Origin of the sequence: Pseudarthrobacter sp. Y6, from assembly GCF_050156205.1 — a bacterium.
Classification (GTDB): domain Bacteria; phylum Actinomycetota; class Actinomycetes; order Actinomycetales; family Micrococcaceae; genus Arthrobacter.
Map to the genome: position 1 here is coordinate 933,222 of NZ_CP189574.1, position 24,842 is coordinate 958,063.

Below are 24,842 nucleotides of genomic sequence, written 5' to 3' on the forward strand. Positions count from 1 at the left end.
CATGGCCCAGCCCATCCTCACAGCCGCACTGAGCGCCGTCCTTCGCGAATGGCTTCCGCGCCAGCGGTGGTTCCCCGTGAAGACAGCCGATTTTTCGCTGGAACAGGCAGGCAGCCTGAGCCTCGAGGATGCCGCCGGGCAGGCGCGGCTGGAGATATTCCTGCTGGCTGTTTCCTCCCGGACGGCCGACGGCGGACTCCGGACTGACGTGGTCCAGGTCCCGCTGAGTTACCGGGCAAGTCCGCTTGCCGGAGCAGAGCGGGCACTGGTCGGCCAGGCTCCCGAGGCCGGCATGGCCTGGATCTACGACGCCGTGCACGATCCTTCCTTTGTGTCCTCCTGGCTGGAGCTGATCCGGTCCGAGGCAGGCTCGAGCACGGGGTCGGCGACGGGCCACCGCACCCGGTCGGAGCACCGCCTGCCTACCGCCCACGGAGTGGTCAAAGTCCTGTCCGGCGAGCAGTCCAACAGTTCGGTCATTGTTGACGACGGCGAGTCCGCGGCGATCGTGAAATTCTTCCGGGTCCTCTCTGAAGGGATCAACCCTGAGGTCGAGGTGGGGGCGGCACTGACGGCCCAAGGCACCTTCGAGGTTCCGGCCACGCTGGGGTGGGTCCGCGGGGAATGGCAAGCGCCGGCGTCATCGGGGCTCCCGGCACAGGCGCCATCGCAGGGCGAGCTTGCCGTAGCCCACGAATTCCTCGCAGGCGGCCGTGATGCCTGGCGCATTGCCGTGGACGCCGCGCGCACCGGTGCCGATTTCACCGCCGAGGCGCATGCCCTGGGTGCTGCGACGGCCACGGTCCACCGCCGGCTGGCGGAAGCCCTCGGCACAGCGGTTGAACCGGCCCCGGGTCAGCTTATTGCGCCCGGAGTAGCCCAGCGGGTCCGGCAGGCATGGGCGGAAGCCGGTGCCGCCGTCGGGCCTTACGACGACGCGTTAGGGGTGCTGCTTGGCGAGCTCGACGGCGTGCCTGCCGGGCCCCTGCAGCGGATCCACGGCGATCTCCACCTCGGCCAGATCCTTCAGGTCCCCGGCCACGGCGGGCAGCCCGGCCGGTGGGCCATCCTTGATTTTGAGGGTGAGCCTCTGCGGCCCATCGCCGAACGCAACTTCCCCGATGTTCCGCTCCGGGACGTGGTGGGGATGCTGCGTTCCTTCGACTACGCGGCAGGCGCGGCAGAACGCGAATATCAGGGTGCCCGCGTTCCGGCGTCCTGGGTCGATGATTGCGCGGACGCGTTCCTTGCCGGCTACGCAGCAGTCACACCCGGAACCGTCGACCGGACTTCACCGCTCTTTGTGGCATTGTGGCTGGACAAGGCCCTTTACGAGGTCGTTTATGAATTGCGCAACAGGCCTGACTGGCTGGCCATTCCAACGAATGCCTCCAGGCGGCTCCTCAGCGTTAAAGGCTCCGGCGATCAGGCCCGGGCAGCATCGGAAGGTATGAAAATGACAGGCTCAGCACGTACAGACCGGCCCCGTGTGCCTCTACACGTGGACCCGGAAACCTTGGCCCGCGTGGGGAACGGCGAACACCACGCCCCCCACTCGGTGCTCGGTGCCCACCTGGACGACCATGGCCATGTGACTGTCCGGGCGGTCAAGCACCTCGCGGAGGCAGTGAGCGTGGTGACTGCCGTCGGTGCGGTGCCCATGACCCACGAGGACAACGGTGTTTGGGTGGCAGTCCTGGAGCCGCTGCAGGCCGGCCACGTGCCCGACTACCGGCTGGAGGTCACATATCCGGGTGCCGCGCCGCTGACCGTGGATGAGCCCTACCGCTACCTGCCCACCGTGGGTGAAGTGGACCTGCACCTGATCGGCGAGGGCCGGCACGAGAAGCTCTGGGAAGTCCTGGGCGCACACGTCCAGCACTACAAGTCCTCCCTCGGCGATGTTGACGGCGTCTCCTTTGCCGTCTGGGCGCCGAACGCGCAGGCGGTCCGGGTCAAAGGCGACTTCAACGCCTGGGACGGCCGCGAAAATTCGCTCCGCTCGCTGGGATCCTCAGGCGTGTGGGAAGTCTTCCTGCCGGGTGTTTTAGCAGGGGCGTGCTACAAGTTCGAGATCAAGACCAGGAGTGGCCACTGGGTCGAAAAGGCCGACCCCCTGGCTTTCGGCACCGAAGTCCCGCCGTTGACGGCGTCCAGGGTGGTGGAGCCGTCGTACGCGTTCAAGGACGCCGAATGGATGGAGGCACGCGCGCAGCGTGACCCGCACAATTCGCCGATGAGCGCCTACGAAGTCCACCTCGGATCCTGGCGCCTTGGACTGGGCTACCGCGAGCTCGCCAAGGAGCTGGTGGACTACGTCAAATGGCTGGGCTTCACGCACGTTGAGTTCATGCCCGTGGCCGAACATCCCTTCGGCGGCTCCTGGGGCTACCAGGTGACGTCCTACTTTGCGCCGACGTCGCGCTTTGGCCATCCGGACGAATTCCGGTTCCTGGTGGATTCCCTGCACCAGGCCGGAATCGGAGTGCTGCTGGACTGGGTCCCGGCGCACTTCCCCAAGGATGCCTGGGCGCTGGCCCAGTTCGACGGCGAACCCCTGTACGAGCACGCCGACCCGAACCTGGGCGAGCACCCCGACTGGGGAACGCTGATCTTCGACTTTGGCCGCACCGAGGTGCGGAACTTCCTGGTGTCCAACGCGCTGTACTGGCTTGATGAGTTCCACATCGACGGACTCCGGGTTGATGCGGTGGCCTCGATGCTGTACCTGGACTACTCACGCGAAGAGGGGCAGTGGTCGCCCAACCGCTTTGGCGGACGGGAGAACCTGGAAGCCATTTCCTTCCTCCAGGAAGTCAACGCCACCGTCTACAAGACCCACCCCGGCGCGGTGATGATCGCCGAAGAGTCCACAGCTTTCCCCGGCGTCACCGCCCCCACCAGCCTCGGCGGCCTCGGCTTCGGGCTCAAGTGGAACATGGGGTGGATGCACGACTCCCTCAAGTACGCCTCCGAGGACCCGGTCAACCGGAAGTGGCACCACGGGACGGTGACGTTCTCCATGGTCTACGCGTTCACCGAGAACTTCCTGCTTCCCATCAGCCACGACGAAGTAGTGCACGGCAAGGGCTCCATGCTCCGTAAAATGCCGGGGGACCGCTGGCAGCAGCTGGCCAACCTGCGCGCCTTCTTTGCGTACCAGTGGGCGCACCCGGGCAAGCAGCTCATCTTCATGGGCACCGAATTCGGCCAGGAGGCCGAATGGTCCGAGCAGCACGGACTGGACTGGTACATGGCCGAGATTCCGGCGCACCGCGGAATGCAGCTCCTCACCAAGGACCTCAATGAGATCTACAGCTCGACGCCGGCCCTCTACGCGCGGGATAACGAGCCCGGTGGTTTCCAGTGGATCAACGGCGGGGATGCGGACCGCAATGTCCTGACGTTTGTCCGCTGGGACAAGGACGGCAATCCCTTAGTGTGCGCCATCAACTTCTCCGGAGGTCCGCATGTGGGCTATGTCCTCGGCGTTCCCGCTGCAGGGGCCTGGACTGAAGTGCTCAACACCGACGCTGCGGCCTATGGCGGTTCAGGTGTCCTGAATGGTGGTGAGCTGATTGCCCTGGACGAAGGGCTTGATGGCCAGCCGGCATCGTTGAGCGTGACGTTGCCGCCCCTGGGTGCGGCGTACTTCAAGCCCGTTCCTCTGGCGGCCGGCTAACCATATGGTGTGAACCGGCTCTCTTAAATGAGTGGCGGAAAGCCCGGAATACCTTGAGATTCCGGGCTTTTTGCTGACCTTAGGGTGGGGGTGCAGGGGGCTGCTGGGGGCTTGGGTGGCCATCTCGGCAAAGTGGTGGTAGAGTTTATTTCCGCGCTGCTCCACGGAGTCAGACCGAAAAAACCGACACGAAAGCCTCAGGCTGATGAAAGTCGCGGACGCCGGTTTGACAAGAGTGAGACCAGCGGGTAAGTTTGAAAAGTTGCTCCGGAGCGATCCACGGCCGATGAATGGTTGTGGTGGTGCCGGGTGTGTCTGTTGTTTGAGAACTCAATAGTGTGCCAAGTTTGTTGATACCAATTGTTTTATTGATTGGTTGTTTTGGCCAGGTCCGCCACCCCGTGGTTGGGTCTGGTTTTTACAGCTGGTTTCAAATTTTGCAGCCATTTTATCCTGTTATTTCCGGGGTTGGTGGTTGTGTTCGTTTTTGTTTTACTTCAACGGAGAGTTTGATCCTGGCTCAGGATGAACGCTGGCGGCGTGCTTAACACATGCAAGTCGAACGATGATGCCAGCTTGCTGGTGGATTAGTGGCGAACGGGTGAGTAACACGTGAGTAACCTGCCCTTTAACTCTGGGATAAGCCTGGGAAACTGGGTCTAATACCGGATATGACTCCTCATCGCATGGTGGGGGTGGAAAGCTTTATTGTGGTTTTGGATGGACTCGCGGCCTATCAGCTTGTTGGTGAGGTAATGGCTCACCAAGGCGACGACGGGTAGCCGGCCTGAGAGGGTGACCGGCCACACTGGGACTGAGACACGGCCCAGACTCCTACGGGAGGCAGCAGTGGGGAATATTGCACAATGGGCGAAAGCCTGATGCAGCGACGCCGCGTGAGGGATGACGGCCTTCGGGTTGTAAACCTCTTTCAGTAGGGAAGAAGCGAAAGTGACGGTACCTGCAGAAGAAGCGCCGGCTAACTACGTGCCAGCAGCCGCGGTAATACGTAGGGCGCAAGCGTTATCCGGAATTATTGGGCGTAAAGAGCTCGTAGGCGGTTTGTCGCGTCTGCCGTGAAAGTCCGGGGCTCAACTCCGGATCTGCGGTGGGTACGGGCAGACTAGAGTGATGTAGGGGAGACTGGAATTCCTGGTGTAGCGGTGAAATGCGCAGATATCAGGAGGAACACCGATGGCGAAGGCAGGTCTCTGGGCATTAACTGACGCTGAGGAGCGAAAGCATGGGGAGCGAACAGGATTAGATACCCTGGTAGTCCATGCCGTAAACGTTGGGCACTAGGTGTGGGGGACATTCCACGTTTTCCGCGCCGTAGCTAACGCATTAAGTGCCCCGCCTGGGGAGTACGGCCGCAAGGCTAAAACTCAAAGGAATTGACGGGGGCCCGCACAAGCGGCGGAGCATGCGGATTAATTCGATGCAACGCGAAGAACCTTACCAAGGCTTGACATGAACCGGAAATACCTGGAAACAGGTGCCCCGCTTGCGGTCGGTTTACAGGTGGTGCATGGTTGTCGTCAGCTCGTGTCGTGAGATGTTGGGTTAAGTCCCGCAACGAGCGCAACCCTCGTTCTATGTTGCCAGCGCGTTATGGCGGGGACTCATAGGAGACTGCCGGGGTCAACTCGGAGGAAGGTGGGGACGACGTCAAATCATCATGCCCCTTATGTCTTGGGCTTCACGCATGCTACAATGGCCGGTACAAAGGGTTGCGATACTGTGAGGTGGAGCTAATCCCAAAAAGCCGGTCTCAGTTCGGATTGGGGTCTGCAACTCGACCCCATGAAGTCGGAGTCGCTAGTAATCGCAGATCAGCAACGCTGCGGTGAATACGTTCCCGGGCCTTGTACACACCGCCCGTCAAGTCACGAAAGTTGGTAACACCCGAAGCCGGTGGCCTAACCCCTTGTGGGAGGGAGCTGTCGAAGGTGGGACTGGCGATTGGGACTAAGTCGTAACAAGGTAGCCGTACCGGAAGGTGCGGCTGGATCACCTCCTTTCTAAGGAGCACCTACAGATCAGCTGCCTCATGTATGTGGGGTGGGGGGTTTGTCAGGAGTAGTATATGCCCGTTGCGCAGACGCTAGTTCTGCGGCGGGTGCTCAAGGGTGGAATATCAATGAATAGCGGCCGCTTGTTTTGCTCCTTGCCCAGTACGGATCCCCTCTTGAGGGTGTCCTGGAACGGTGTGGGTGTGGGGTGGGTGGTTTAGTGTTTGGCACACTGTTGGGTCCTGAGGCAACAGGGCCGGGGGATGGGGTCGTGGCTTTCGGGTTGCGGTTGTGTCTGTCGGGTTTGTTTGTTTCTGGTTTCCTGGCTGCATCGATCATGCGCGTTTGGCTCTTTTTGGGGCCTGTGTGTGGGGTGTGTGGTATGGGGTTGTTGTTTGAGAACTACATAGTGGACGCGAGCATCTTTTATAAGAAGCAATTTCCAAGAATATGAACCTGGATCTGTCTGCACCTTTGGGTGTGGGTGGTTTCCGTGGTTCTCTCGAAAATTAGCGTTTTTGATCTTTTGTGGTCAAGTTTTTAAGAGCACACGGTGGATGCCTTGGCATTAGGAGCCGAAGAAGGACGTAGGAATCTGCGATAAGCCTGGGGGAGTCGATAACCGGACTGTGATCCCAGGGTGTCCGAATGGGGAAACCCCGCCAGGGGCGCGAGCTGCCTGGTGACCCGCATCTGAACACATAGGGTGCGTGGAGGGAACGCGGGGAAGTGAAACATCTCAGTACCCGCAGGAAGAGAAAACAATAGTGATTCCGTCAGTAGTGGCGAGCGAACGCGGATCAGGCTAAACCGTTCCATGTGTGATAGCCGGCGGGCGTTGCATGGTCGGGGTTGTGGGACTTTCCGTACCAGTTCTGCCGGACTGGTGAGGTGTGATGTGCAGGCATAGGTGAACGGTCTTGAAAGGCCGGCCAGAGAGGGTGTGAGCCCCGTAACCGAAATGTTTTGTGCCGCCTGGAGAGTATCCCAAGTAGCACGGGGCCCGAGAAATCCCGTGTGAATCTGTCAGGACCACCTGATAAGCCTAAATACTCCCTAATGACCGATAGCGGACCAGTACCGTGAGGGAAAGGTGAAAAGTACCCCGGGAGGGGAGTGAAACAGTACCTGAAACCGTGTGCTTACAATCCGTCGGAGCATCTGCAGCTTGTCTGTATGGGTGTGACGGCGTGCCTTTTGAAGAATGAGCCTGCGAGTTAGTGTTACGTCGCGAGGTTAACCCGTGTGGGGAAGCCGTAGCGAAAGCGAGTCTGAATAGGGCGTTGCAGTGGCGTGATCTAGACCCGAAGCGAAGTGATCTACCCATGGCCAGGTTGAAGCGACGGTAAGACGTCGTGGAGGACCGAACCCACTTCAGTTGAAAATGGAGGGGATGAGCTGTGGGTAGGGGTGAAAGGCCAATCAAACTTCGTGATAGCTGGTTCTCCCCGAAATGCATTTAGGTGCAGCGTTGCGTGTTTCTTACCGGAGGTAGAGCTACTGGATGGCTAATGGGCCCTACAAGGTTACTGACGTCAGCCAAACTCCGAATGCCGGTAAGTGAGAGCGCAGCAGTGAGACTGTGGGGGATAAGCTTCATAGTCGAGAGGGAAACAGCCCAGACCACCAACTAAGGCCCCTAAGCGTGTGCTAAGTGGGAAAGGATGTGGAGTTGCGAAGACAACCAGGAGGTTGGCTTAGAAGCAGCCATCCTTAAAAGAGTGCGTAATAGCTCACTGGTCAAGTGATTCCGCGCCGACAATGTAGCGGGGCTCAAGTACACCGCCGAAGTTGTGGATTTCAGATAATTAGCTAAGCCGCCCCCTTTGTGGGGTTGGTTCAGGCGTCTGGAGTGGTAGGGGAGCGTCGTGTGGGCAGTGAAGTCGCGGTGTAAACCAGCGGTGGAGCCTACACGAGTGAGAATGCAGGCATGAGTAGCGAAAGACGGGTGAGAAACCCGTCCGCCGAATGATCAAGGGTTCCAGGGTCAAGCTAATCTGCCCTGGGTAAGTCGGGACCTAAGGCGAGGCCGACAGGCGTAGTCGATGGACAACGGGTTGATATTCCCGTACCGGCGAAAAACCGTCCATGTTGAACAGGGGATACTAACCGCCCGATACCTGCCCGATCGCCCTTGTGGTGTGAGGGTTTTGGTGGAGCGCGGGACCTGATCCTGGGAGGCAAGCGTATTAACAGGTGTGACGCAGGAAGGTAGCCAAGCCGGGCGATGGTTGTCCCGGTCTAAGGATGTAGGGCGAACGGTAGGCAAATCCGCCGTTCATGATGCCTGAGATCTGATGGGACCCCCTCACGGGGGGATTTGGTGATCCTATGCTGCCGAGAAAAGCATCGACGCGAGGTTTTAGCCGCCCGTACCCCAAACCGACACAGGTGATCAGGTAGAGAATACTAAGGCGATCGAGAGAATTATGGTTAAGGAACTCGGCAAAATGCCCCCGTAACTTCGGGAGAAGGGGGGCCCCAACCTTGATGGACACTTGCTGTCCGGAGGGGATCGGGGCCGCAGAGACCAGGGGGAAGCGACTGTTTACTAAAAACACAGGTCCGTGCGAAGTCGCAAGACGATGTATACGGACTGACTCCTGCCCGGTGCTGGAAGGTTAAGAGGACCGGTTAGCCTTACGGCGAAGCTGAGAATTCAAGCCCCAGTAAACGGCGGTGGTAACTATAACCATCCTAAGGTAGCGAAATTCCTTGTCGGGTAAGTTCCGACCTGCACGAATGGAGTAACGACTTCCCCGCTGTCTCAACCATAAACTCGGCGAAATTGCAGTACGAGTAAAGATGCTCGTTACGCGCAGCAGGACGGAAAGACCCCGAGACCTTTACTATAGTTTGGTATTGGTGTTCGGAGTGGCTTGTGTAGGATAGGTGGGAGACGTTGAAGCCCGGACGCCAGTTCGGGTGGAGTCATCGTTGAAATACCACTCTGGTCACTTTGGACATCTAACTTCGGCCCGTAATCCGGGTCAGGGACAGTGCCTGATGGGTAGTTTAACTGGGGCGGTTGCCTCCTAAAAAGTAACGGAGGCGCCCAAAGGTTCCCTCAGCCTGGTTGGCAATCAGGTGTCGAGTGTAAGTGCACAAGGGAGCTTGACTGTGAGAGAGACATCTCGAGCAGGGACGAAAGTCGGGACTAGTGATCCGGCGGTACATTGTGGAATGGCCGTCGCTCAACGGATAAAAGGTACCTCGGGGATAACAGGCTGATCTTGCCCAAGAGTCCATATCGACGGCATGGTTTGGCACCTCGATGTCGGCTCGTCGCATCCTGGGGCTGGAGTAGGTCCCAAGGGTTGGGCTGTTCGCCCATTAAAGCGGTACGCGAGCTGGGTTTAGAACGTCGTGAGACAGTTCGGTCCCTATCCGCTGCGCGCGCAGGAAATTTGAGAAGGGCTGTCCTTAGTACGAGAGGACCGGGACGGACGAACCTCTGGTGTGTCAGTTGTACTGCCAAGTGCACCGCTGATTAGCTACGTTCGGATGGGATAACCGCTGAAAGCATCTAAGCGGGAAGCTCGCTTCGAGATGAGATTTCCATACACCTTGTGTGTGAGAGGCCCCCAGCCAGACCACTGGGTTGATAGGCCGGATGTGGAAGCGAGGACTAACGACTCGTGAAGCTGACCGGTACTAATAGGCCGATAACTTACACCACACACCACCCCCGTAAACCCATTTCAAAAGGGGTTTACACCACGGGGCGGTAAAAAGAAAACAAGACTGCTTGCGTCCACTATGTGGTTCCCAGACAACAAACCCGTCCACGGACGGCACGTTGCACAGGGAACAAAAACACAACACAATAACAACACCACACCTGCAACAACAATTGCAGGGCATGTTGTAACCAGATTTCCCACACACCCCCTTTTCGGGTGTGACGGGTCGAAGGGTTACGGCGGTCATAGCGTGGGGGAAACGCCCGGTCCCATTCCGAACCCGGAAGCTAAGACCCACAGCGCCGATGGTACTGCACCCGGGAGGGTGTGGGAGAGTAGGTCACCGCCGGAACATCATTAAATGGTCGAGAGCCCCCCAACCACCAGGTTGGGGGGCTCTCCCACTTTAACCACCACACCAAAAACATCGCCACCATTGGAGCCGCGTAGAGTTGACGTTCATGGATAGTCTTTTCAGCCACGCGGATGACGCCCTACCTGCCTCTGTTGAGCCCGCAGAGAGCCTGGAACCTGTCATCTGCACGGTCACGCTGCCGGGGCCGGTGGCGCAGGCGTTCGCCGGGTTCACGGATCACACGCACTTGTGGTGGCCACTGGATTCACACGGTGTGTACGGGGCAGGATCTTACGTTGAGTTTGAAGAGAACCTCATCGTGGAAACGGCTGACGACGGCAGGACCGCCGTCTGGGGCTCCATAGACGACTGGCAGCCGCCCCTTTCCTTCCACGCGTCGTGGCACCCCGGGACCACCGCTCTCTGGTCCACTGAGTTGCGCGTCGCCTTCAGAGCGGTGGAGTCCGGGACCGAACTGCGCCTGGCCCACAACGGCTGGGAAGGTGCGGAGGATCCTGCCGCCACGCGTGCCGCCTATGCTGCCGGCTGGCCGAACGTGCTGGACCGCTTCGTGAGGTTCATGGGCGGGGAAGCTCAGGCCTGAAAGCCAGGTCAGGCCTGAAAGCCAGCTGAGGGGACTGCGATGCAGGGTCAGGCCGGCGGTACAGCCGTGCTGTTCCGGACCAGAAACTCTGTAGGGTACTCCCGGTCAGTGGCCGCCGCTGACGGTGACGGGCCCTTGGCAGGCCGTTTCGCGCCGGCGTCGAGCGTTTCCAACAGCATGCGTGCCGCCACGGCGCCTTGGCCGCGCGCATCCTGGTTGATGGTGGTCAGCCCAAAGACCTCGCCAAGTTCGTGCCCGTCCATGCCGATCACCGAGAGATCCTGCGGCACGCGCAGGCCGAAGTCGCGGGCGGCCAGGATGGCGCCGATGGCCATTTCATCGGAGGCGGCAAAAACTGCAGTGGGCCGCCCGGCCGCGGAGGCCAGTAGATTGCGGGCACTCGCGTAGGCGCCTTGGATGGTGAAGTCCGCTGACACTACCCATTCGGGGTGGACAGCATGCCCGGCAGCCTGCATCGCTGCCTCAAAGCCGGCCCGGCGAATCCCCGGCAGTTTAAAGTCCTGGTTGAGTTCGGCATCGCCGGTGATGTGCGCGATCCGGGTGTGGCCCAGCCCGAGGAGGTGCTCAGTGGCTGTCCGGGCGAGGCGGGCGTCATCAATCCTGATGGTGGACGCACCGGCGAGGGCGCCGCCGATGCCGACGATCGGACGGTGGATTGCCAGGAGCTGTTTGATTTCTGACTCGCTCAGGACCAGCGCCACAGTGATGACCCCATCCAGCCGTTTACGGAGCAGGAAATCGTTCAGGACGCTGCGGCGGCGTTCCGGCCGGTCACCGACGTTGTACAGGGTGAGGTCGTAGCCGGCGTCGAGCAAGGTGCCGGACACGCCCTCCACCACGGACGAAAAGTACCACCGGTTGATGGAAGGGACCACCAGCCCCACGTTGTGGTTCCGGCCTGTGGCCAGGCTGGACGCATGGTAGGACGGGATGAAGCCCAGTTCATCGGCTGCAGCCTTCGCCAGTTGCCGGCTCTTGGCCGACACATTCGCTTTGCCGCTGAGCGCCCGCGACACAGTGGCGATCGATAGTCCGGCGCGGTCGGCAACGTCCTTGATGCCCGCAAGTCCCACTACTGTGCGTCGCCTCCGCCAATCCGCAGCCACGCGGTTTCGCCGGAAGCCAGGAAGCGGGCTGAGTCCGAGCCAGGGTCAGCGTCCGAGTCAGGGTCAGCGCTGCGGACGAGGACGCGGCCTGCCGGCATCTCCAGGGGTTCGTGGTTGAGATTCATAAGTACCAGCGTATCGCCGTTCACGTACGCCAGGGATGAACCGCTGCACCAGTCCTCGGCCCAAGCCAGTGACCCCCGGCCCAGGCCCAATTCACGGCGCAGGGCCAGCATGTTCCGGTACAGGGAAAGGTGCGACGACGGCGATGCGGCCTGTGCGTCCCGTGCCAGTTCCATGAAGCTCGCCGGTACGGGGAGCCAGGGATCCTCGCCGGAGCCGAAGCCCAGGTGCCGTTCTGCGCTGCGCCATGGGAGGGGAACCCGGCAGCCGTCGCGGCCCAGCCGGGCGCCCCCGGTGCGCGCGAACGTAGGGTCCTGCCGCAGGTGCTCCGGAATATCGATGCCGTCCGGTAGCCCGAGCTCCTCACCCTGGTACAGGTAGGCGGCGCCGGGCAGTCCCAGCATGAACAGGGAGGCGGCGGCTGCACGCCGGCGGCCAAGGGCTGTGTCCGGCTGCGGATCGGCCGGACCGATGCCGTCGCCATCGCGCGGACCGGTCCCGTTGTAACCAAAGCGGCTGGAATGGCGGACCACATCGTGGTTGGACAGCACCCACGTGCTGGGGGCTCCTACTGCGTCCAAGGCAGTCAGGGAGTCCGTAATAACACTGCGCAGCCGGTAGACGTCCAGCCCGGCGTGGAGGTAGGGGAAGTTGAAGGCCTGGTGCATTTCATCGGACCGGACCCAGTCGGCAAGGCGGGGGAGCGGGTCCACGTTGGCTTCGGCGCACAGGATGCGGTCCGGCCCGTACCCGTCCAGGATCAGGCGCCAGGCCCGGAAGATGTCGTGCAGGGCCGGCTGGCCGAACATCGGGGCCTCGTGGCCGGGGAAGCCGTCCGAGCTGCCGCCGTCGGCCCGGCCGCCCCAGGCAGGCAGTCCCGGTGCTTTGACCAAAGCGTGGGCGACGTCCACCCGGAAGCCGGAGACACCACGGTTCAGCCAGAAACGGAGTACCCGCTCAAATTCTGCGTGCACGGCCGGGTTGTCCCAGTTGAAATCCGGCTGGGAGGAATCAAACAGGTGCAGGTACCACTGGTCCGGCTGGCCGTCAGGACCGGTGACCCGGGTCCAGGCCGGGCCGCCAAAGTGGGACTGCCAGTTGTTGGGCGGTTCGTGGCCTTCGGGCCCGGTGCCGTCCCGGAAGATGAACATGTCGCGTTCCGGGCTCCCTGCAGGGGAGGCGAGGGCTGCCTGGAATGCCGCGTGCTGGTCTGAGCAGTGGTTCGGAACGAGGTCCACGATGACCCGCAGCCCCAGGCGGTTGGCCTCGGCGATCATGACGTCGAAGTCGCCCAGGGTGCCGAAGATCGGATCCACGTCGCAGTAATCGCTGACGTCGTAGCCGGCATCGCGCTGCGGCGATTTGTAGAACGGGGACAGCCAGACGGCGTCCACCTCCAGCTCGGCCAGCTGCGGCAGTTCCGCCGTGATCCCGGCGATGTCGCCGATGCCGTCGCCGTTGAGGTCCCTGAAGGACCGCGGGTACACCTGGTAGATGACAGCCGAGCGCCACCAGCCGGGGGCGTTGTCGGCGTCGTGGATAAGGGACAGCCGGCCCATCAGTGGGGCGGTGGCGGTGAACGCTGTATCTACAGACATGGAGGACAGCTTAGACCCTAACCGGCGGGAAACTGCAAACGTTTCCACCCCAAAATTACTATGTCTATTGATAGGTAGGTTGCTGTCAATCCACTTCAGCTGGAAACGCTTACAGTCGATAGTCGGATGGCGAGCCGATCGGGGCCACCGCCCTAGACTGGACCGCCCTAAACTGGGGAGAACGACGACGGGACGGGAGGCTGCGTGGGCAGCTTGGTTGAAGAGCTGGTGGGCGCCCTCGGCGCAGGGCAGGTCAGCATCGAGGCGGTCTTGCTCACGAAGTATGCCGTGGACCAGGCTCCCGTCCTGGATTTCCAGTTGCCCGAAGCAGTGGTCTTTGCCGCGTCGGTCTCGGACGTGCAGGTGGTAGTCAGGCTGTGTACCGCCCACAACGTCGCCGTTGTGGCCCGCGGAGCAGGGACGGGCGTTTCCGGCGGCGCGCACGCGAGCAGGAACTGCGTAGTCCTTTCCCTGGAACGCATGAACCGCATTCTTGACCTCAACCCGGACGACGAGACCGCCGTCGTCGAACCCGGCGTGGTCAACGCCGCCCTCAATGAAGCCGCCGCAGAGCATGGCCTGATGTACGCGCCGGATCCCGCGAGCTTCCGTTCCTCAACGATCGGCGGCAACGTTGCCACGAACGCCGGCGGACTGCGCTGCGCAAAGTACGGCGTTACCAGGGACTCGGTGCTGGCGCTGGATGTGGTCCTGGCCGACGGGTCCCTCATCCACACCGGCCACCAGACGTTCAAAGGCGTTGCGGGTTACGACCTCACGGGTCTGTTTGTCGGTTCAGAGGGCACTCTGGGGATCGTGGTGGGGGCGACCGTCCGGCTCAAGTACCTGCCCCGTGACGTGCACACCATCGCCGCGTTCTACCCTGACTTCAGGCAGGCCGCTGCGGGTGTCCTGGCGGTGGGCCGGGCCCGCGTGCAGCCGGCCATCATGGAACTGCTCGACGGCGGCACGCTGGCCCAGCTGGATGACCTCCACGGCTCCGACCTGAGTTCGCGTGGCCGTTCGCTGCTCCTGATCCAGACTGACGGGTTCGGCGCAGCGGCGGAGGCCGACGTCGTGCGTTCCGTTCTCGCCGCCGGCGGGGCAACGGTGAGCACGGAATCCACGGCGGAAGCCGAGCATCTCGTGGAGCTCCGCCGGAACAGCCGGGGCGTGGAGGTGGATGACGAATACCGCGTGGGCGAGGACGTGGCCGTGCCGCGCTCACGCCTGGTGGATTACGTGGCGGCGTTGGAGGACCTAGCGGCAACGCATGGTGTGAGCCTGAAGGTGGTGGCGCACGCCGGCGACGGCAACCTGCACCCCACGTTCTGGATTGACCGCCAGGACAGTGCGGTGGACGCTGACGCCATGAGCCGGCTGAACCTTGCCCTGGACGCCTCGATCGAGGCGGCGCTCGAAATGGGCGGCACCATTACCGGGGAGCACGGGATCGGGCAGTACAAACTGCGCTGGCTGGGCCTGGAGCAGCCGGAACCGGTCAGGGAGCTCCAGCGCAGGATCAAGGAACTCTTTGACCCGGCCGGCATCCTGAATCCGGGCAAGGCCATTTAGCGCCTAAGCGTCCGTTTCCGAGCGCTCAGTCATCGACGTCCGGGTATTCTTCGATGGATTCGTCGGCACCATAGCGGGACTCCTCGGTTTCCACTTCGAGGATCTTCAGCATCGCAGTGTCCGGGTTAAGCATGATGGCGGCCTCGTCCCGGCGGTGGCGCAGGACGGACTCGATGTAGGACTGCACAGCCTCGGCGAGCGGAATGTGGCGGGCCTGCTCCTCGGACATGTACCAACGGTGCTCCAGCACCTCGTGCACAGCCTCCGCTGGCTCAAGCTTGCGGGACAGGTCACGGGGGATCGAACGCACGATCGGTTCGAAGACCTGGCTCACCCAGAGGTGCGCGCTGTATTCCTCGTCCATCCCCGGGTTGTTGTCCGCCCGGAAGGAGTCCATGTCATTGAGCAGGCGCCGGGCCTGGTTCTCCTGGGCGTCCAGTCCGGTCAGGCGCAGCAGCCGGCGCTGGTGATGGCCGGCGTCCACCACCTTGGGCTGGAGCTGGATGGTGGAACCGTTCTGGGTGGTCTTGATGGCGTATTCCTCGACGTCGAAGCCCAGCTCGTTGAGCCTGCGGATACGGGCGCCCACGCGCCACCGTTCCCCGAGCTCGAAGGATTCCTTCTCCGTCAGCTCCGCCCACAGGCGCCGGTAGCTCTCCATGATGAGTTCGCTGGTGGCCACCGGGTCCACCTTCTCCTCGATCAGGCCGCCGTCCAGGAGGTCCATCAGCTCACCGGCGATGTTGACCCGGGCAATCTCGAGATCGTACTCGCGCTGGCCGGTGGAAAGATCGGGATAAAGCTCACCGGTTTCGGCGTCCACCAGGTAGGCGGCGAACGCGCCCGCGTCACGGCGGAACAGCGTGTTGGAGAGCGAGACGTCGCCCCAGTAGAAGCCGATGAGGTGCAGCCGGACCATCAGCAGGGCCTGGGCATCGATGAGCCGGGTCAGGGTGTCCTTGCGCAGCATCTGCGAGAACAGGGCACGGTACGGCATGGAGAACTTCAGGTGGCGTGTGACCAGCACGGGGTTCAGCGGCCGCCCGTCCAGGGTGGTGCGGCCCGTAATGACTGCCACCGGGACAACGCAAGGAACGTCCAGACGGGCCAGCTTGCGGAGCATGTGGTACTCGTGGCGGGCCACATGTTCGGACGTTTCCTTGATGGCGATGACGGAGCCGCCGAGGTGGGCGAAACGCACGATGTGCCGCGAAATACCACGGGGGAGCGCTGCCAGGTTCTCCGCCGGCCAATCCTCCAGGGCGATGTGCCAGGGGAGGTCCAGCAGTTCCGGATCCGCCGCCGCCGCGGTGATGTTGAGCGAGCTGGAAACGGCGAGGTTCTTGTCGTCCTTGGCGCTCGCTGCCTCGAACCGCGGCAGTTTGCCGACCTGCGCGTAGTCCGTGGGCTCGTCGTGCCACTGTGCGCTGTTTTCATCGGTCATGGATCAATTCTTTCGTACAGAGGGGCGGCTGGCCTAAACATCGGGCTTAAACGCCGACGGCGGCCCGTCCAGTCAGGAGGGCCGCCGTCGGTTAGATCTCGACAGGCTCGGTCACCGGGGATGTTTCGATCACCGGCTTGGGATTAGTCGCCCAGGCGCAGGCCGGTCTTGGTGTCGAACAGGTGCACGTGGCCCGACTGCGGACGGACGTAGATGATTTCGCCCTTCATTGGAGGGCGGCGACCGTCGACGCGTGCCACGATGTCGTGGTCCTTGCCGTCGAGCGTGGTGTGGCCGTACACGTAAGCGTCGGCACCCAGCTCTTCAACGACGTCAACCTCGACCTGGAGGCCTTCACCCTGCGGGGCAGTCTCAAGGTCTTCCGGACGGCTGCCCAGGGTGACGGTGCTGCCGTGGGCCTCTTCGAGGACGTTGCGCGGCACCGGGTAAACCGTTCCGCCGAACTGGACGCCGCCGTCGACGACCGGGAGTTCGAGGAGGTTCATGGCGGGGGAGCCGATGAAGCCGGCAACAAACACGTTCTTGGGCCTGTCGTACAGGTTGCGCGGGGTGTCAACCTGCATCAGCAGGCCGTCCTTGAGGACTGCAACGCGGTCGCCCATGGTCATTGCTTCGACCTGGTCGTGCGTCACGTAAACGGTGGTGACGCCCAGCCTGCGGGTGAGGGATGCGATCTGGGTGCGGGTCTGGACACGGAGCTTGGCATCAAGGTTGGAGAGTGGCTCATCCATGAGGAACACCTGCGGGTTACGCACGATGGCGCGGCCCATGGCGACACGCTGGCGCTGGCCGCCGGAGAGTGCCTTCGGCTTGCGGTCCAGGTACGGCTCGAGGTCCAGGAGCTTGGCGGCTTCACGGACGCGCTCGGCGCGCTCTTCCTTATTGACGCCGGCGATCTTCAGGGCGAAGCCCATGTTGTCGGCCACCGTCATGTGCGGGTACAGGGCGTAGTTCTGGAAGACCATGGCGATGTCGCGATCCTTGGGAGGAACATCGGTGACATCGCGGTCGCCGATCAGGATACGGCCGGAGTTGACATCCTCAAGACCTGCGAGCATCCGCAGGGAGGTGGACTTGCCGCAACCGGAGGGTCCAACGAGGACCAGGAACTCGCCATCGGCGACTTCAATGCTGAGCTTGTCAACAGCGGGCTTATCTGTGCCCGGGTACAGACGCGTAGCGTTATCAAAAGTAACTGTAGCCACAGTTATCAATCCCTTCACCGGCAGGTACGTGCCGGACGATCCGTTGTGAATGGTTCATGTAATTCAGTTATTCACGGCATTTCAGCCGTGTACTCCCCGGCCGAAGCCGAGGAGTATCGCGTGACGCCGCACGGTTCCTGTGCGCAACATCACAACCAAGAGTATGTCAGACGAATGGCGTATTGGTGCAAATGTTACGGAGGTCACACGTGAGCTTGGACATGTCCCCGAGGTTCAGTCAGTGCCGGGCTCTTCTTCGGCCACTACCAGGCTCCGTTCCTGCAGGACTGCTTCGAGCAGTTCCGCCACGTGGGCCGGCGCTTCCACCCGGAACTCGGCTTGGGTGAAGTCCGGGCCCACCTTGACGCCAACATCGCCGGATTCCAGGCGCGCAAGGGCATCCTCGTCCGTGACGTCGTCACCGGCGAAGAGGACCGCAGTGGCCCCTGTGATCTGGCGCAGGAACGTCAGGCCCTCACCCTTGGAGGCGTTGACTACCGATGTTTCCAGGACCCGTTTGCCGTTCTTCAGGAAAACGCCCTTGCGGTCCTGGAGAACTGAACGGGCCGCAGCCACCGCGTCCTCGGCAACATCGTCCGAGGCCAGCCGGGTATGCAGGACTACGCCTGCGGGTTTGTCTTCGAGCAGCGTGCCCGGTGCCTGCTCAACGATCTCTTCGAGGACACCGCGGACTTCGGCCAGCAGCAGGCGCTGGGCCTCGTCCAGTGTCAGCTCCGTGGACCCGGGGCCCAGCCACGCTTCGGCGCCGTGGCTGCCGATAAGCAGGGTGTCCACCGGAGGCGAAGCGACCGCGCGCAGGCTGGCGAGGGCCCTGCCTGAGAGGAGTGCCGTCGTCGTGCGTGGAAGGGCGGCGAGCCCGGCGAAAGCGGCGGCCGAACGCGGAAGCGGGCGGGCGTCGTCCGCGCGGTCAACAAGCGGGGAAATGGTGCCATCGAAGTCCATGGCCACCAGGAGGTGTTCCGTCTGGGCGATGCGCCGGGCGGCCTGCCGGAGTTCGGGGGACAAAGCAAGCGGGCCTTTGGCGGGCCGGGCGTCAGGAGTCATCGCGCACAACTTTCTCGTTCAGGGCGGCCAGGAAGTCGGCTGACCAGTGGTCGACGTCGTGCTCCAGGATCTGCTTGCGCATGGACCGCATGCGGCGCGCGGCGTCTTTGGGAGGCAAATTGACGGCCCGCATGATGGTGTCCTTGAGGCCATCGATGTCGTGCGGGTTCATCAGCAGCGCCTGCTTGAGCTGGTCTGCGGCGCCGGCGAACTCGCTGAGGACCAGGGCGCCGTCGTTGTCCTTGCGGGCAGTGACGTATTCCTTGGCCACGAGGTTCATGCCGTCCCGCAACGCGGTCACGAGCATGACGTCGGCGGCGAGGTAGAGCGCCACCATCTCCTCCACGGGGTAGCTGTGGTGCAGGTAGCGGACGGCGGTGTTCTGGATGGTGTCGTAGGTACCGTTGATGTGGCCGACGGTCCCTTCGATTTCCTCGCGCAGGAGGCGGTATTGCTCAACCCGTTCGCGGCTGGGGCTGGCAACCTGGATCAGTGTTGCGTCGCCGACCGTCAGCTTGCCTTCGTTCAGGAGTTCTTCGAAAGCTTTGAGCCGGTGCCGGATGCCCTTGGTGTAATCGAGCCGGTCCACACCCAACAGGATGGTCTTGGGGTTGCCGAGGTCCTGGCGGATCTGGCGCGCACGCTCGATGATCTCGGGGTTGTGGGCCAGTTCGCTGATCTGGGCCACGTCGATGGAGATGGGGAAAGCCTGGGCCCTGGCGATGTGCGTGATTGCGCCGTCTTTACCCTTCACATGCACTTGCTGCTGCTTAACGCTGGCGCCCAGGAACCGGCGGGCTGAGCGCATGAAGTTTCCGGCGTCGCTGGGGCGCTGGAAGCCCACCAGGTCTGCGCCCATCAGCCCGTCGATGATGGCCTGCCGCCACGGCAACTGCGCGAAGATTTCCGGCGGGGGGAAGGGGATGTGGTTGAAGAAACCGATCCGCAGGTCCGGCCGGGCTTCGCGCAGCAGCCGCGGCACCAGCTGCAGCTGGTAGTCCTGGACCCACACCGTGGCGCCCTGGCCGGCATGGCGTACGACGGCGTCGGCGAACCTTTGGTTGACCTTGCGGTAGGCATCCCACCAGGTCCGGTGGAACTCCGGCGGGGCGATGACGTCGTGGTAGAGGGGCCACAGGGTGGCGTTGGAGAAACCCTCGTAGTAGAGCTCAACGTCGTCGTTGCTCAGCTGGACGGGGACCAGGTCCATGCCGCCGTGGCTGAAAGGCTCGACGGTTTCGTCCGGGGCGCCGTGCCAGCCCACCCACGCGCCGTCGGTCTTGGTCATCATGGGTGCGAGGGCAGTGACCAGGCCGCCGGGGGAGCGGCGCCAGCCGGAGCCGTCGCCGCCACTCTCACCTGGTGCGCAGCGGTCAACCGGCAGCCTGTTGGAGACAACCATAAAGTCGTACGTGGCGGCCGTGCTGTGGCTGCTCGCGGCGGCGCCGGTTGCAGGTACAGCTGTTGGCTTTTCTTGGACGGGTGTTTGCATTGCGGCCCCCTGGGGTTGCTTGTGCCTTTAAGCCACCTTATTAGGATGGAATCTTCGCGGCTATTCGTCCGTTGGTTATTCGGGGCTAAATACTTGAAAGCGCAAGCTCTCAGGTTTGTCCCCTAAAATGGTGGAGTCGCCACAGAGTGGTCCCCCTATGTCGATCGACCCAAGGAACACATGAGCCCCGCAAATGAAATACGCAAGTCCAAGGCTGAGCGAACCTCGGAGGCGCGCGAGAAGGCACGCCTGATCCGTGAGGCGCAGCTGAAGAAGGACAAGCGCAACAAGCTGCTGATCGGCTGGGGCATTGTGGTGGCCGTGGTGGCCATCCTTGCGGTGGTGGCGCTTGTGGTGACCACAACGATGCGGCAGAACGCCCCCATCGCTGACCAAGGCCAGACGCCGGCCAACGCAAACGTCAACGGTGGCATCACCTTGCTGGCCAATACCGACGTCACGAAGCTGGAACCGGCCACCGTAGACGCTGCCTCCGTGCCTGAAGCGCCCAAGACGGCACCGGCTGAAGTGGTTGTCCCCGGTGCCGAGGCTGAGGCCGGCAAACCGGTCAAGGTGGTCCTGTACGTTGACTTCATCTGCCCGGCTTGCAAGAAATTCGAGGTACAGTACAACGAGCAGCTGACGGCGCTGCGCAACGAGGGCAAGATCTCGGTGGAATACCGGGCCCTCGGGTTCCTGGACAACAGTTCCTCCACGAACTACTCCTCGCGTGCAGCCAACGCCGCCGCTTGTGTAGTGAACGAGTCCCCGGAAAAGTACGCCGAGTTTGTGGACTCCTTGTTCGCCAACCAGCCCGCCGAAGGAAGCGCCGGCCTTTCTGATGACAAGCTCAAGTCCATGGCCACGGACATCGGCGCCAAGAACATTGACACCTGCATCAACGAGAAGACCTACCGTCCGTTCGTGAAGTTCACGACCAAGCACGCCGCCGCCATCGGCGTCACCGGTACGCCCACCGTGTTCGTGGACGGCCAGCAATGGGGCAAGGGTGCCAGCGCGCAGACCCCGTTCCCGGACTTCCTGCAGGCAGCGATCACCGCCAAGGGCTGATCTGCTTAGCCTGTCGAATTTGCCGCGATGGCCCGGTTCCGGATTCATTCCGGGGCCGGGCCATTTGTTTTTTTGGCTTGAGTCGCGTCATTTTTACGAGCGGGCAGACTTGGGCTAACCTTATCTAGCGCCGTTGCGGCGCACGCCCCAGTGGGGCGCGCCTCCTTAGCTCAGTTGGCCAGAGCACCGCTCTTGTAAAGCGGGGGTCGTCGGTTCGAATCCGACAGGAGGCTCCGATTGTGGCTTAGGTCGCAGGATCAGGCCTGAGGGCGGACTTCCAGCGGTGCGCAGTTGCCGCCGATCTCCATCGCATCGTGGATCTTCAGGGCGAACCAGAGCTGGGCCATGGTTGACGTTTCGGTCACGTCCAGCCCTATCAGCTCACTGATCTTACGGATCCGATAGATGATGGTCTGCCGGTGTGCGAAGAGGGCGGTTGCCGTCTTCTGCCAGGAGCGTCGCATGTCCAGGTACGTCCATAAGGTGACGATAAGGTCCGGCTGGCGTCCCGGCCGCAATCCAGAGGGTTAAGGAGCGCCTGGGCGATACGCCGGTCTACGTTTCCATCGACATTGATGTCCTGGACCCGTCCTACGCTCCGGGCACCGGAACACCCGAAATGGGCGGCCTGCACTCCCGTGAGCTGCTTGCTCTGTTGAGGGGCCTCAACGGTATCAACATCGTGGGGGCCGACGTCGTCGAGGTAGCCCCGCGTACGATCACGCAGACATCACCACTCTCGCGGCCGCAACCCATGGTCTTTGACCTTTGGGGCGATGGTGAACCGCTCCAAAGGGGCGACTATCAGAGGCGACGAAGCGCTGGAAGTCGCAGCCGTTTAGACGCACACGCCCTTGCTGCCCCCGGACCCCCGTGGGCCAGCAAGGGTGCCGGAACGGCCCCCGATTGCAAGCCCGCGAGCTGCTTGGTCGTCACTGCCGGATGATGGCTGGAAAGCGGGTGCGACCGACCGTTGCCAGTTCCCGGGGGAGAGGCCTAGACTCGGCCCACAGCCCCTTTCGGGGAGAACGCCAGATCCCTTCACTCATCCTCTGTTCTGGGCGTGCGGATAGGTTCGTGTTCTGGGCACAGCAGAACAGGAGTCGGCCATGACCAAGTATTTTTTCCAAGCAAACTATGTGGGCCAGGGCATCAAAGGCCTGATGCAGGAGGGCGGGTCCAAGCGTCGGGACGCCGTTGTTAAGGCCTTGGAGTCGGTTGGGGGATCACTGGAATGCATCTACTACGCGTTCGGCGAAACGGATGTCCTGGGGGTCTTCGACATTCCCGATCAGCCCAGTGCTGTTGCCCTTTCCCTGATGATCAATTCCACCGGCGCCGTGGACCTTCACCTCACCCCGCTCATGACACCCGAGGATATTGACGCAGCTGTGGACAAGACACCCGCATACCGGGCCCCCGGTCAGTAACGGCTTCGACCGGGCGTCGACGTGCGTGCGGTACCGGCCACTACGCAACGGCGGAAGAGCTGACCGGGCTGCGGCGACGCAGCCCGGTGGGAAAACTCTTCCCGCGGAGCGCCGCCCAGCGCATCCTCCTGGAAGCCTCCTGCCGTTTGCGGCTGAAAAAGCAACGTGTAGTCCACATTCCTGCGCACAACTAAGGCCGGGCCGCCAGCGGTGGCAGCCCGGCCATTGCCGTAAACGGGCGAATCAGACGGTGAAGCTTGCGTCGTCCGCGAGATTGACGTCCTTGGTCTCCGGACCGATGGTGGCGCCGATCCACAGGAGAGAAAAGTGAAAAACGGATTCCCGTAGGTTGAGAACGGTCAATCTTTGGTTTGCACCCCGGACCGCCGGGGTAAGGCTGGTTTTGTGAGGCGGACGCGAGAACGGTACACAAGAACTGGCGCGATCTCCTTGGTATTCACCTGTGGCGGACGGCGGACCCTATTGGTACCGGGGGGCAGATGGAACCTCATCGCGGGCGGATGGTTCTTTGCCGGCGTCGTCGCATCGGATCTGTTCGCGGGGAGCACCATCTGGACGGGCCCCTGACGGCGTGGGCGGACGGGTCCTTAGATTCCACCGCCGAATTAAGGCCGTGGGGTCGCCGGGGAACAATGCGATGTAGCCGTGGACAAGGACCTCAACAACTCCGGAGCCCGGCCGGAGTTGCTCGCGAACGTGGGCCAGGACGGCAGGATCCACCAGGGCGGCCGCGAGTTCCTTTCAAAAAATATTCGAAAAAATCCGGACGGGTCGGCGCCGAGCCCATAGGATCAGGAAAGTGCCGCTAGGCGCCACCTGACCGGCGGATTTCCAACCGCCTTGCCGATTGCGGGGGACCGATCGCCATGCTCCGAACTTTGAAATCTATCGCGGCAGTGGTTGGGCTGGGTCTGGCTTTGGGACTGATGCCGGCCCAGACAGCCCAGGCAGCGCCTGCCACCGGCCGGATTTCCCTCAGCCCGGCCACTGGACCGGCAGGATCCGCCGTCACAGTCAGTGGAACGGGATTCAAAGCCTCCACCACGGGGACGGTGATCGCCGGTGCCACGACTTTTCCCTTCAAAACGGCGGCCTCGGGTGCTTTCAGTACCTCGATCACCATCCCTTCCGCAGCCATGGGATCGTTGACCATCACGGCCAAGACCTCTTCCATCCAGGCCTCGTCCGTGTTCACCGTGACCGCACCGGTCCCGACGCTCCCTCCGGTCAGCACAGCCGCGCTTCGGTTCGGGGTCGCCACGGCCGGCGGCCCGCTGGCCAGCGGCGAATTGGATGAGGTGGCGCAACTGGCCGGCGAAAGCCCGTCCACCATTCTCTTCTACAAGGACTTCCTCCAGGCGCCCCCCATCGCCGAGATGGACTCCGTCCGGGCACGAGGCGCCGTCCCGCTCATAACCTGGGAACCTTGGGCCTGGGGCGGTGGAACGGAACAGCCGGCCTACTCCCTGGACCGAATTGCCGCCGGCGACTTTGACGCCCACATCACGCAGTGGGGCCAGGCACTTACTGCCTGGGGCCAGCCGGTCCAGCTCAGGTTCGCCCACGAGATGAACGGAAACTGGTACCCGTGGGCCGAAGGCGTAAACGGCAATCAGCCCGGCGACTACGTAAAAGCCTGGCGCCATGTTCACGACATTGTTGCTGCCACCGGTGCCGGCAACGTCTCCTGGGTCTGGAGTCCGAATGTTCCCTATTACGGTTCCACCGATCTCGCCGGCCTCTTTCCCGGCGTCGGATACGTGAATGTTGTAGCCCTCGACGGGTACAACTGGGGCACCTCCGCCTCATGGAGCGGCTGGATATCGCCGCAGGATCTTTTCGCTCCGGGAATAGCCCAGTTGCGTGCTCTGGCACCCGGAGTTCCCATCCTGATCAGCGAGACGGCTTCCAGCGAAGCAGGGGGCAACAAGGCTGCCTGGAACACTGAGCTCGTGTCTTATCTGGCGGCCCAGCCCGATGTCGTGGGCTTCGTGTGGTTCCATCTCCAGAAAGAAACCGACTGGCGAATCAACAGCAGCGCCACCTCCGCCTCAGCGTTCAAGTCGGCGTTGCAGGCGCGCCGGACTTCCTGACTCAAGGCTCGAGACCCGATTTCTCAGGTCTGTGGCTGACGGCGAGGCTGGCCGGCTACACGATTTCCCGGTATTCAGGGACGCGCCTTGTTGTCCCGGCGGACCAGCCCCAGCAGGGCCACACCTATGAGCATTACGCCAAGCGCGGTCAGCAGTGCAGACACGACGTCCAGGCCGGTGTACGCCAGCCCGGTTGCGGACAGAGCCGCCCCGGAAGCGGGTAGGGCGGTGTTCATTCCGT

General features: G+C 62.5%; 14 protein-coding genes, 1 tRNA gene, 3 rRNA genes and 1 pseudogene. 11 read left to right on the plus strand and 8 right to left on the minus strand.

Annotated features, from left to right (window positions below; genetic code table 11):
* The first annotated feature begins 1 nt into the window (after position 1).
* The 5 genes from ACQCSW_RS04590 (at position 2) to ACQCSW_RS04610 (ending at position 10,336) form a co-directional block, all read left to right on the plus strand.
* Positions 2-3,682 (plus strand): 1,4-alpha-glucan branching enzyme, encoded by a 3,681-nt coding sequence (locus ACQCSW_RS04590; RefSeq protein WP_426989705.1) that lies wholly within the window; start codon positions 2-4, stop codon positions 3,680-3,682.
* A 497-nt stretch (positions 3,683-4,179) separates the two neighbouring features.
* Positions 4,180-5,703: ribosomal RNA gene (locus ACQCSW_RS04595) — 16S ribosomal RNA — on the plus strand.
* Positions 5,704-6,224: 521 nt separating this feature from the next.
* Positions 6,225-9,373: ribosomal RNA gene (locus ACQCSW_RS04600) — 23S ribosomal RNA — on the plus strand.
* 239 nt (positions 9,374-9,612) lie between these two features.
* Positions 9,613-9,729: ribosomal RNA gene (gene rrf / locus ACQCSW_RS04605) — 5S ribosomal RNA — on the plus strand.
* The 16S, 23S and 5S rRNA genes sit together here, the layout of an rRNA operon.
* A gap of 109 nt (positions 9,730-9,838) precedes the next feature.
* Positions 9,839-10,336: an SRPBCC domain-containing protein gene (locus ACQCSW_RS04610; protein WP_426989706.1), complete on the plus strand. Its 498-nt coding sequence runs from the start codon at positions 9,839-9,841 to the stop codon at positions 10,334-10,336.
* A gap of 47 nt (positions 10,337-10,383) precedes the next feature.
* Here ACQCSW_RS04610 and ACQCSW_RS04615 read toward each other — a convergent pair whose 3' ends face one another.
* Both ACQCSW_RS04615 and ACQCSW_RS04620 read right to left on the minus strand, forming a co-directional pair.
* Positions 10,384-11,430, minus strand: a complete 1,047-nt coding sequence (locus ACQCSW_RS04615) for a LacI family DNA-binding transcriptional regulator (RefSeq protein ID WP_426989707.1) — start codon at positions 11,428-11,430, stop codon at positions 10,384-10,386.
* Complete coding sequence (locus ACQCSW_RS04620; RefSeq protein ID WP_426989708.1) at positions 11,430-13,184, minus strand: glycoside hydrolase family 13 protein; 1,755 nt, start codon at positions 13,182-13,184, stop codon at positions 11,430-11,432. The genes ACQCSW_RS04615 and ACQCSW_RS04620 overlap by 1 nt, the downstream gene beginning before the upstream one ends.
* Before the next feature lie 204 nt (positions 13,185-13,388).
* Between ACQCSW_RS04620 and ACQCSW_RS04625 the strand changes: the two genes are divergently transcribed.
* Entirely contained in the window at positions 13,389-14,759 is a 1,371-nt protein-coding gene (locus tag ACQCSW_RS04625; RefSeq protein ID WP_426989709.1) for an FAD-binding oxidoreductase, read from the plus strand.
* A gap of 25 nt (positions 14,760-14,784) precedes the next feature.
* On the opposite strand, the gene ACQCSW_RS04630 is transcribed toward ACQCSW_RS04625, so the two are convergent.
* The 4 genes from ACQCSW_RS04630 to ACQCSW_RS04645 all read right to left on the minus strand — a co-directional run bounded on the left by ACQCSW_RS04630 (position 14,785) and on the right by ACQCSW_RS04645 (position 19,986).
* Positions 14,785-16,203, minus strand: a complete 1,419-nt coding sequence (locus ACQCSW_RS04630; protein WP_426989711.1) for a DUF4032 domain-containing protein — start codon at positions 16,201-16,203, stop codon at positions 14,785-14,787.
* Positions 16,204-16,346: 143 nt separating this feature from the next.
* Complete coding sequence (locus ACQCSW_RS04635) at positions 16,347-17,429, minus strand: ABC transporter ATP-binding protein (protein ID WP_111909534.1); 1,083 nt, start codon at positions 17,427-17,429, stop codon at positions 16,347-16,349.
* Positions 17,430-17,663: 234 nt separating this feature from the next.
* A complete protein-coding gene (gene otsB, locus ACQCSW_RS04640; protein ID WP_426989712.1) occupies positions 17,664-18,494 on the minus strand; it encodes a trehalose-phosphatase in 831 nt (276 codons plus the stop codon).
* Complete coding sequence (locus tag ACQCSW_RS04645; RefSeq protein WP_426989713.1) at positions 18,484-19,986, minus strand: alpha,alpha-trehalose-phosphate synthase (UDP-forming); 1,503 nt, start codon at positions 19,984-19,986, stop codon at positions 18,484-18,486. Before ACQCSW_RS04645 ends, otsB begins: the two co-directional genes overlap by 11 nt.
* Positions 19,987-20,166: 180 nt before the next feature.
* Between ACQCSW_RS04645 and ACQCSW_RS04650 the strand changes: the two genes are divergently transcribed.
* Entirely contained in the window at positions 20,167-21,057 is an 891-nt protein-coding gene (locus ACQCSW_RS04650; protein WP_426989714.1) for a DsbA family protein, read from the plus strand.
* Between the two features lie 159 nt (positions 21,058-21,216).
* Positions 21,217-21,290 (plus strand) — tRNA-Thr (locus ACQCSW_RS04655).
* Between the two features lie 24 nt (positions 21,291-21,314).
* On the opposite strand, the gene ACQCSW_RS04660 is transcribed toward ACQCSW_RS04655, so the two are convergent.
* Complete coding sequence (locus ACQCSW_RS04660; RefSeq protein WP_426989715.1) at positions 21,315-21,575, minus strand: helix-turn-helix domain-containing protein; 261 nt, start codon at positions 21,573-21,575, stop codon at positions 21,315-21,317.
* Here ACQCSW_RS04660 and ACQCSW_RS04665 point away from each other — a divergent pair.
* The 3 genes and pseudogenes from ACQCSW_RS04665 to ACQCSW_RS04675 form a co-directional block, all read left to right on the plus strand.
* Positions 21,560-21,899: pseudogene (locus tag ACQCSW_RS04665) on the plus strand (arginase family protein); the annotation flags it as partial. The gene ACQCSW_RS04660 and the pseudogene ACQCSW_RS04665 sit on opposite strands and share 16 nt — an antisense overlap.
* A gap of 267 nt (positions 21,900-22,166) precedes the next feature.
* Positions 22,167-22,487: a GYD domain-containing protein gene (locus ACQCSW_RS04670; RefSeq protein WP_354249627.1), complete on the plus strand. Its 321-nt coding sequence runs from the start codon at positions 22,167-22,169 to the stop codon at positions 22,485-22,487.
* Positions 22,488-23,374: 887 nt separating this feature from the next.
* Positions 23,375-24,601, plus strand: a complete 1,227-nt coding sequence (locus ACQCSW_RS04675) for a glycosyl hydrolase (RefSeq protein ID WP_426989716.1) — start codon at positions 23,375-23,377, stop codon at positions 24,599-24,601.
* 74 nt (positions 24,602-24,675) lie between these two features.
* Here the strand turns inward: ACQCSW_RS04675 and ACQCSW_RS04680 are convergent, their stop codons facing one another.
* Positions 24,676-24,837 carry a hypothetical protein gene (locus ACQCSW_RS04680; protein ID WP_181577464.1) on the minus strand — a complete coding sequence of 54 codons (162 nt, stop codon included), beginning with the start codon at positions 24,835-24,837 and terminating at the stop codon, positions 24,676-24,678.
* Positions 24,838-24,842: the final 5 nt, after the last annotated feature.

What these genes read in the sequence shown, in the direction of transcription:
- ACQCSW_RS04590 (WP_426989705.1), top strand. Translation starts at nt 2, where the DNA reads ATGGCCCAGCCCATCCTCACAGCCGCACTGAGCGCCGTCCTTCGCGAA.
- ACQCSW_RS04610 (WP_426989706.1), top strand. Translation starts at nt 9,839, where the DNA reads ATGGATAGTCTTTTCAGCCACGCGGATGACGCCCTACCTGCCTCTGTT.
- ACQCSW_RS04620 (WP_426989708.1), bottom strand. Translation starts at nt 13,184, where the DNA reads ATGTCTGTAGATACAGCGTTCACCGCCACCGCCCCACTGATGGGCCGG.
- ACQCSW_RS04630 (WP_426989711.1), bottom strand. Translation starts at nt 16,203, where the DNA reads ATGACCGATGAAAACAGCGCACAGTGGCACGACGAGCCCACGGACTAC.
- otsB (WP_426989712.1), bottom strand. Translation starts at nt 18,494, where the DNA reads ATGACTCCTGACGCCCGGCCCGCCAAAGGCCCGCTTGCTTTGTCCCCC.
- ACQCSW_RS04645 (WP_426989713.1), bottom strand. Translation starts at nt 19,986, where the DNA reads ATGCAAACACCCGTCCAAGAAAAGCCAACAGCTGTACCTGCAACCGGC.
- ACQCSW_RS04650 (WP_426989714.1), top strand. Translation starts at nt 20,167, where the DNA reads ATGAGCCCCGCAAATGAAATACGCAAGTCCAAGGCTGAGCGAACCTCG.
- ACQCSW_RS04670 (WP_354249627.1), top strand. Translation starts at nt 22,167, where the DNA reads ATGACCAAGTATTTTTTCCAAGCAAACTATGTGGGCCAGGGCATCAAA.
- ACQCSW_RS04675 (WP_426989716.1), top strand. Translation starts at nt 23,375, where the DNA reads ATGCTCCGAACTTTGAAATCTATCGCGGCAGTGGTTGGGCTGGGTCTG.
- ACQCSW_RS04680 (WP_181577464.1), bottom strand. Translation starts at nt 24,837, where the DNA reads ATGAACACCGCCCTACCCGCTTCCGGGGCGGCTCTGTCCGCAACCGGG.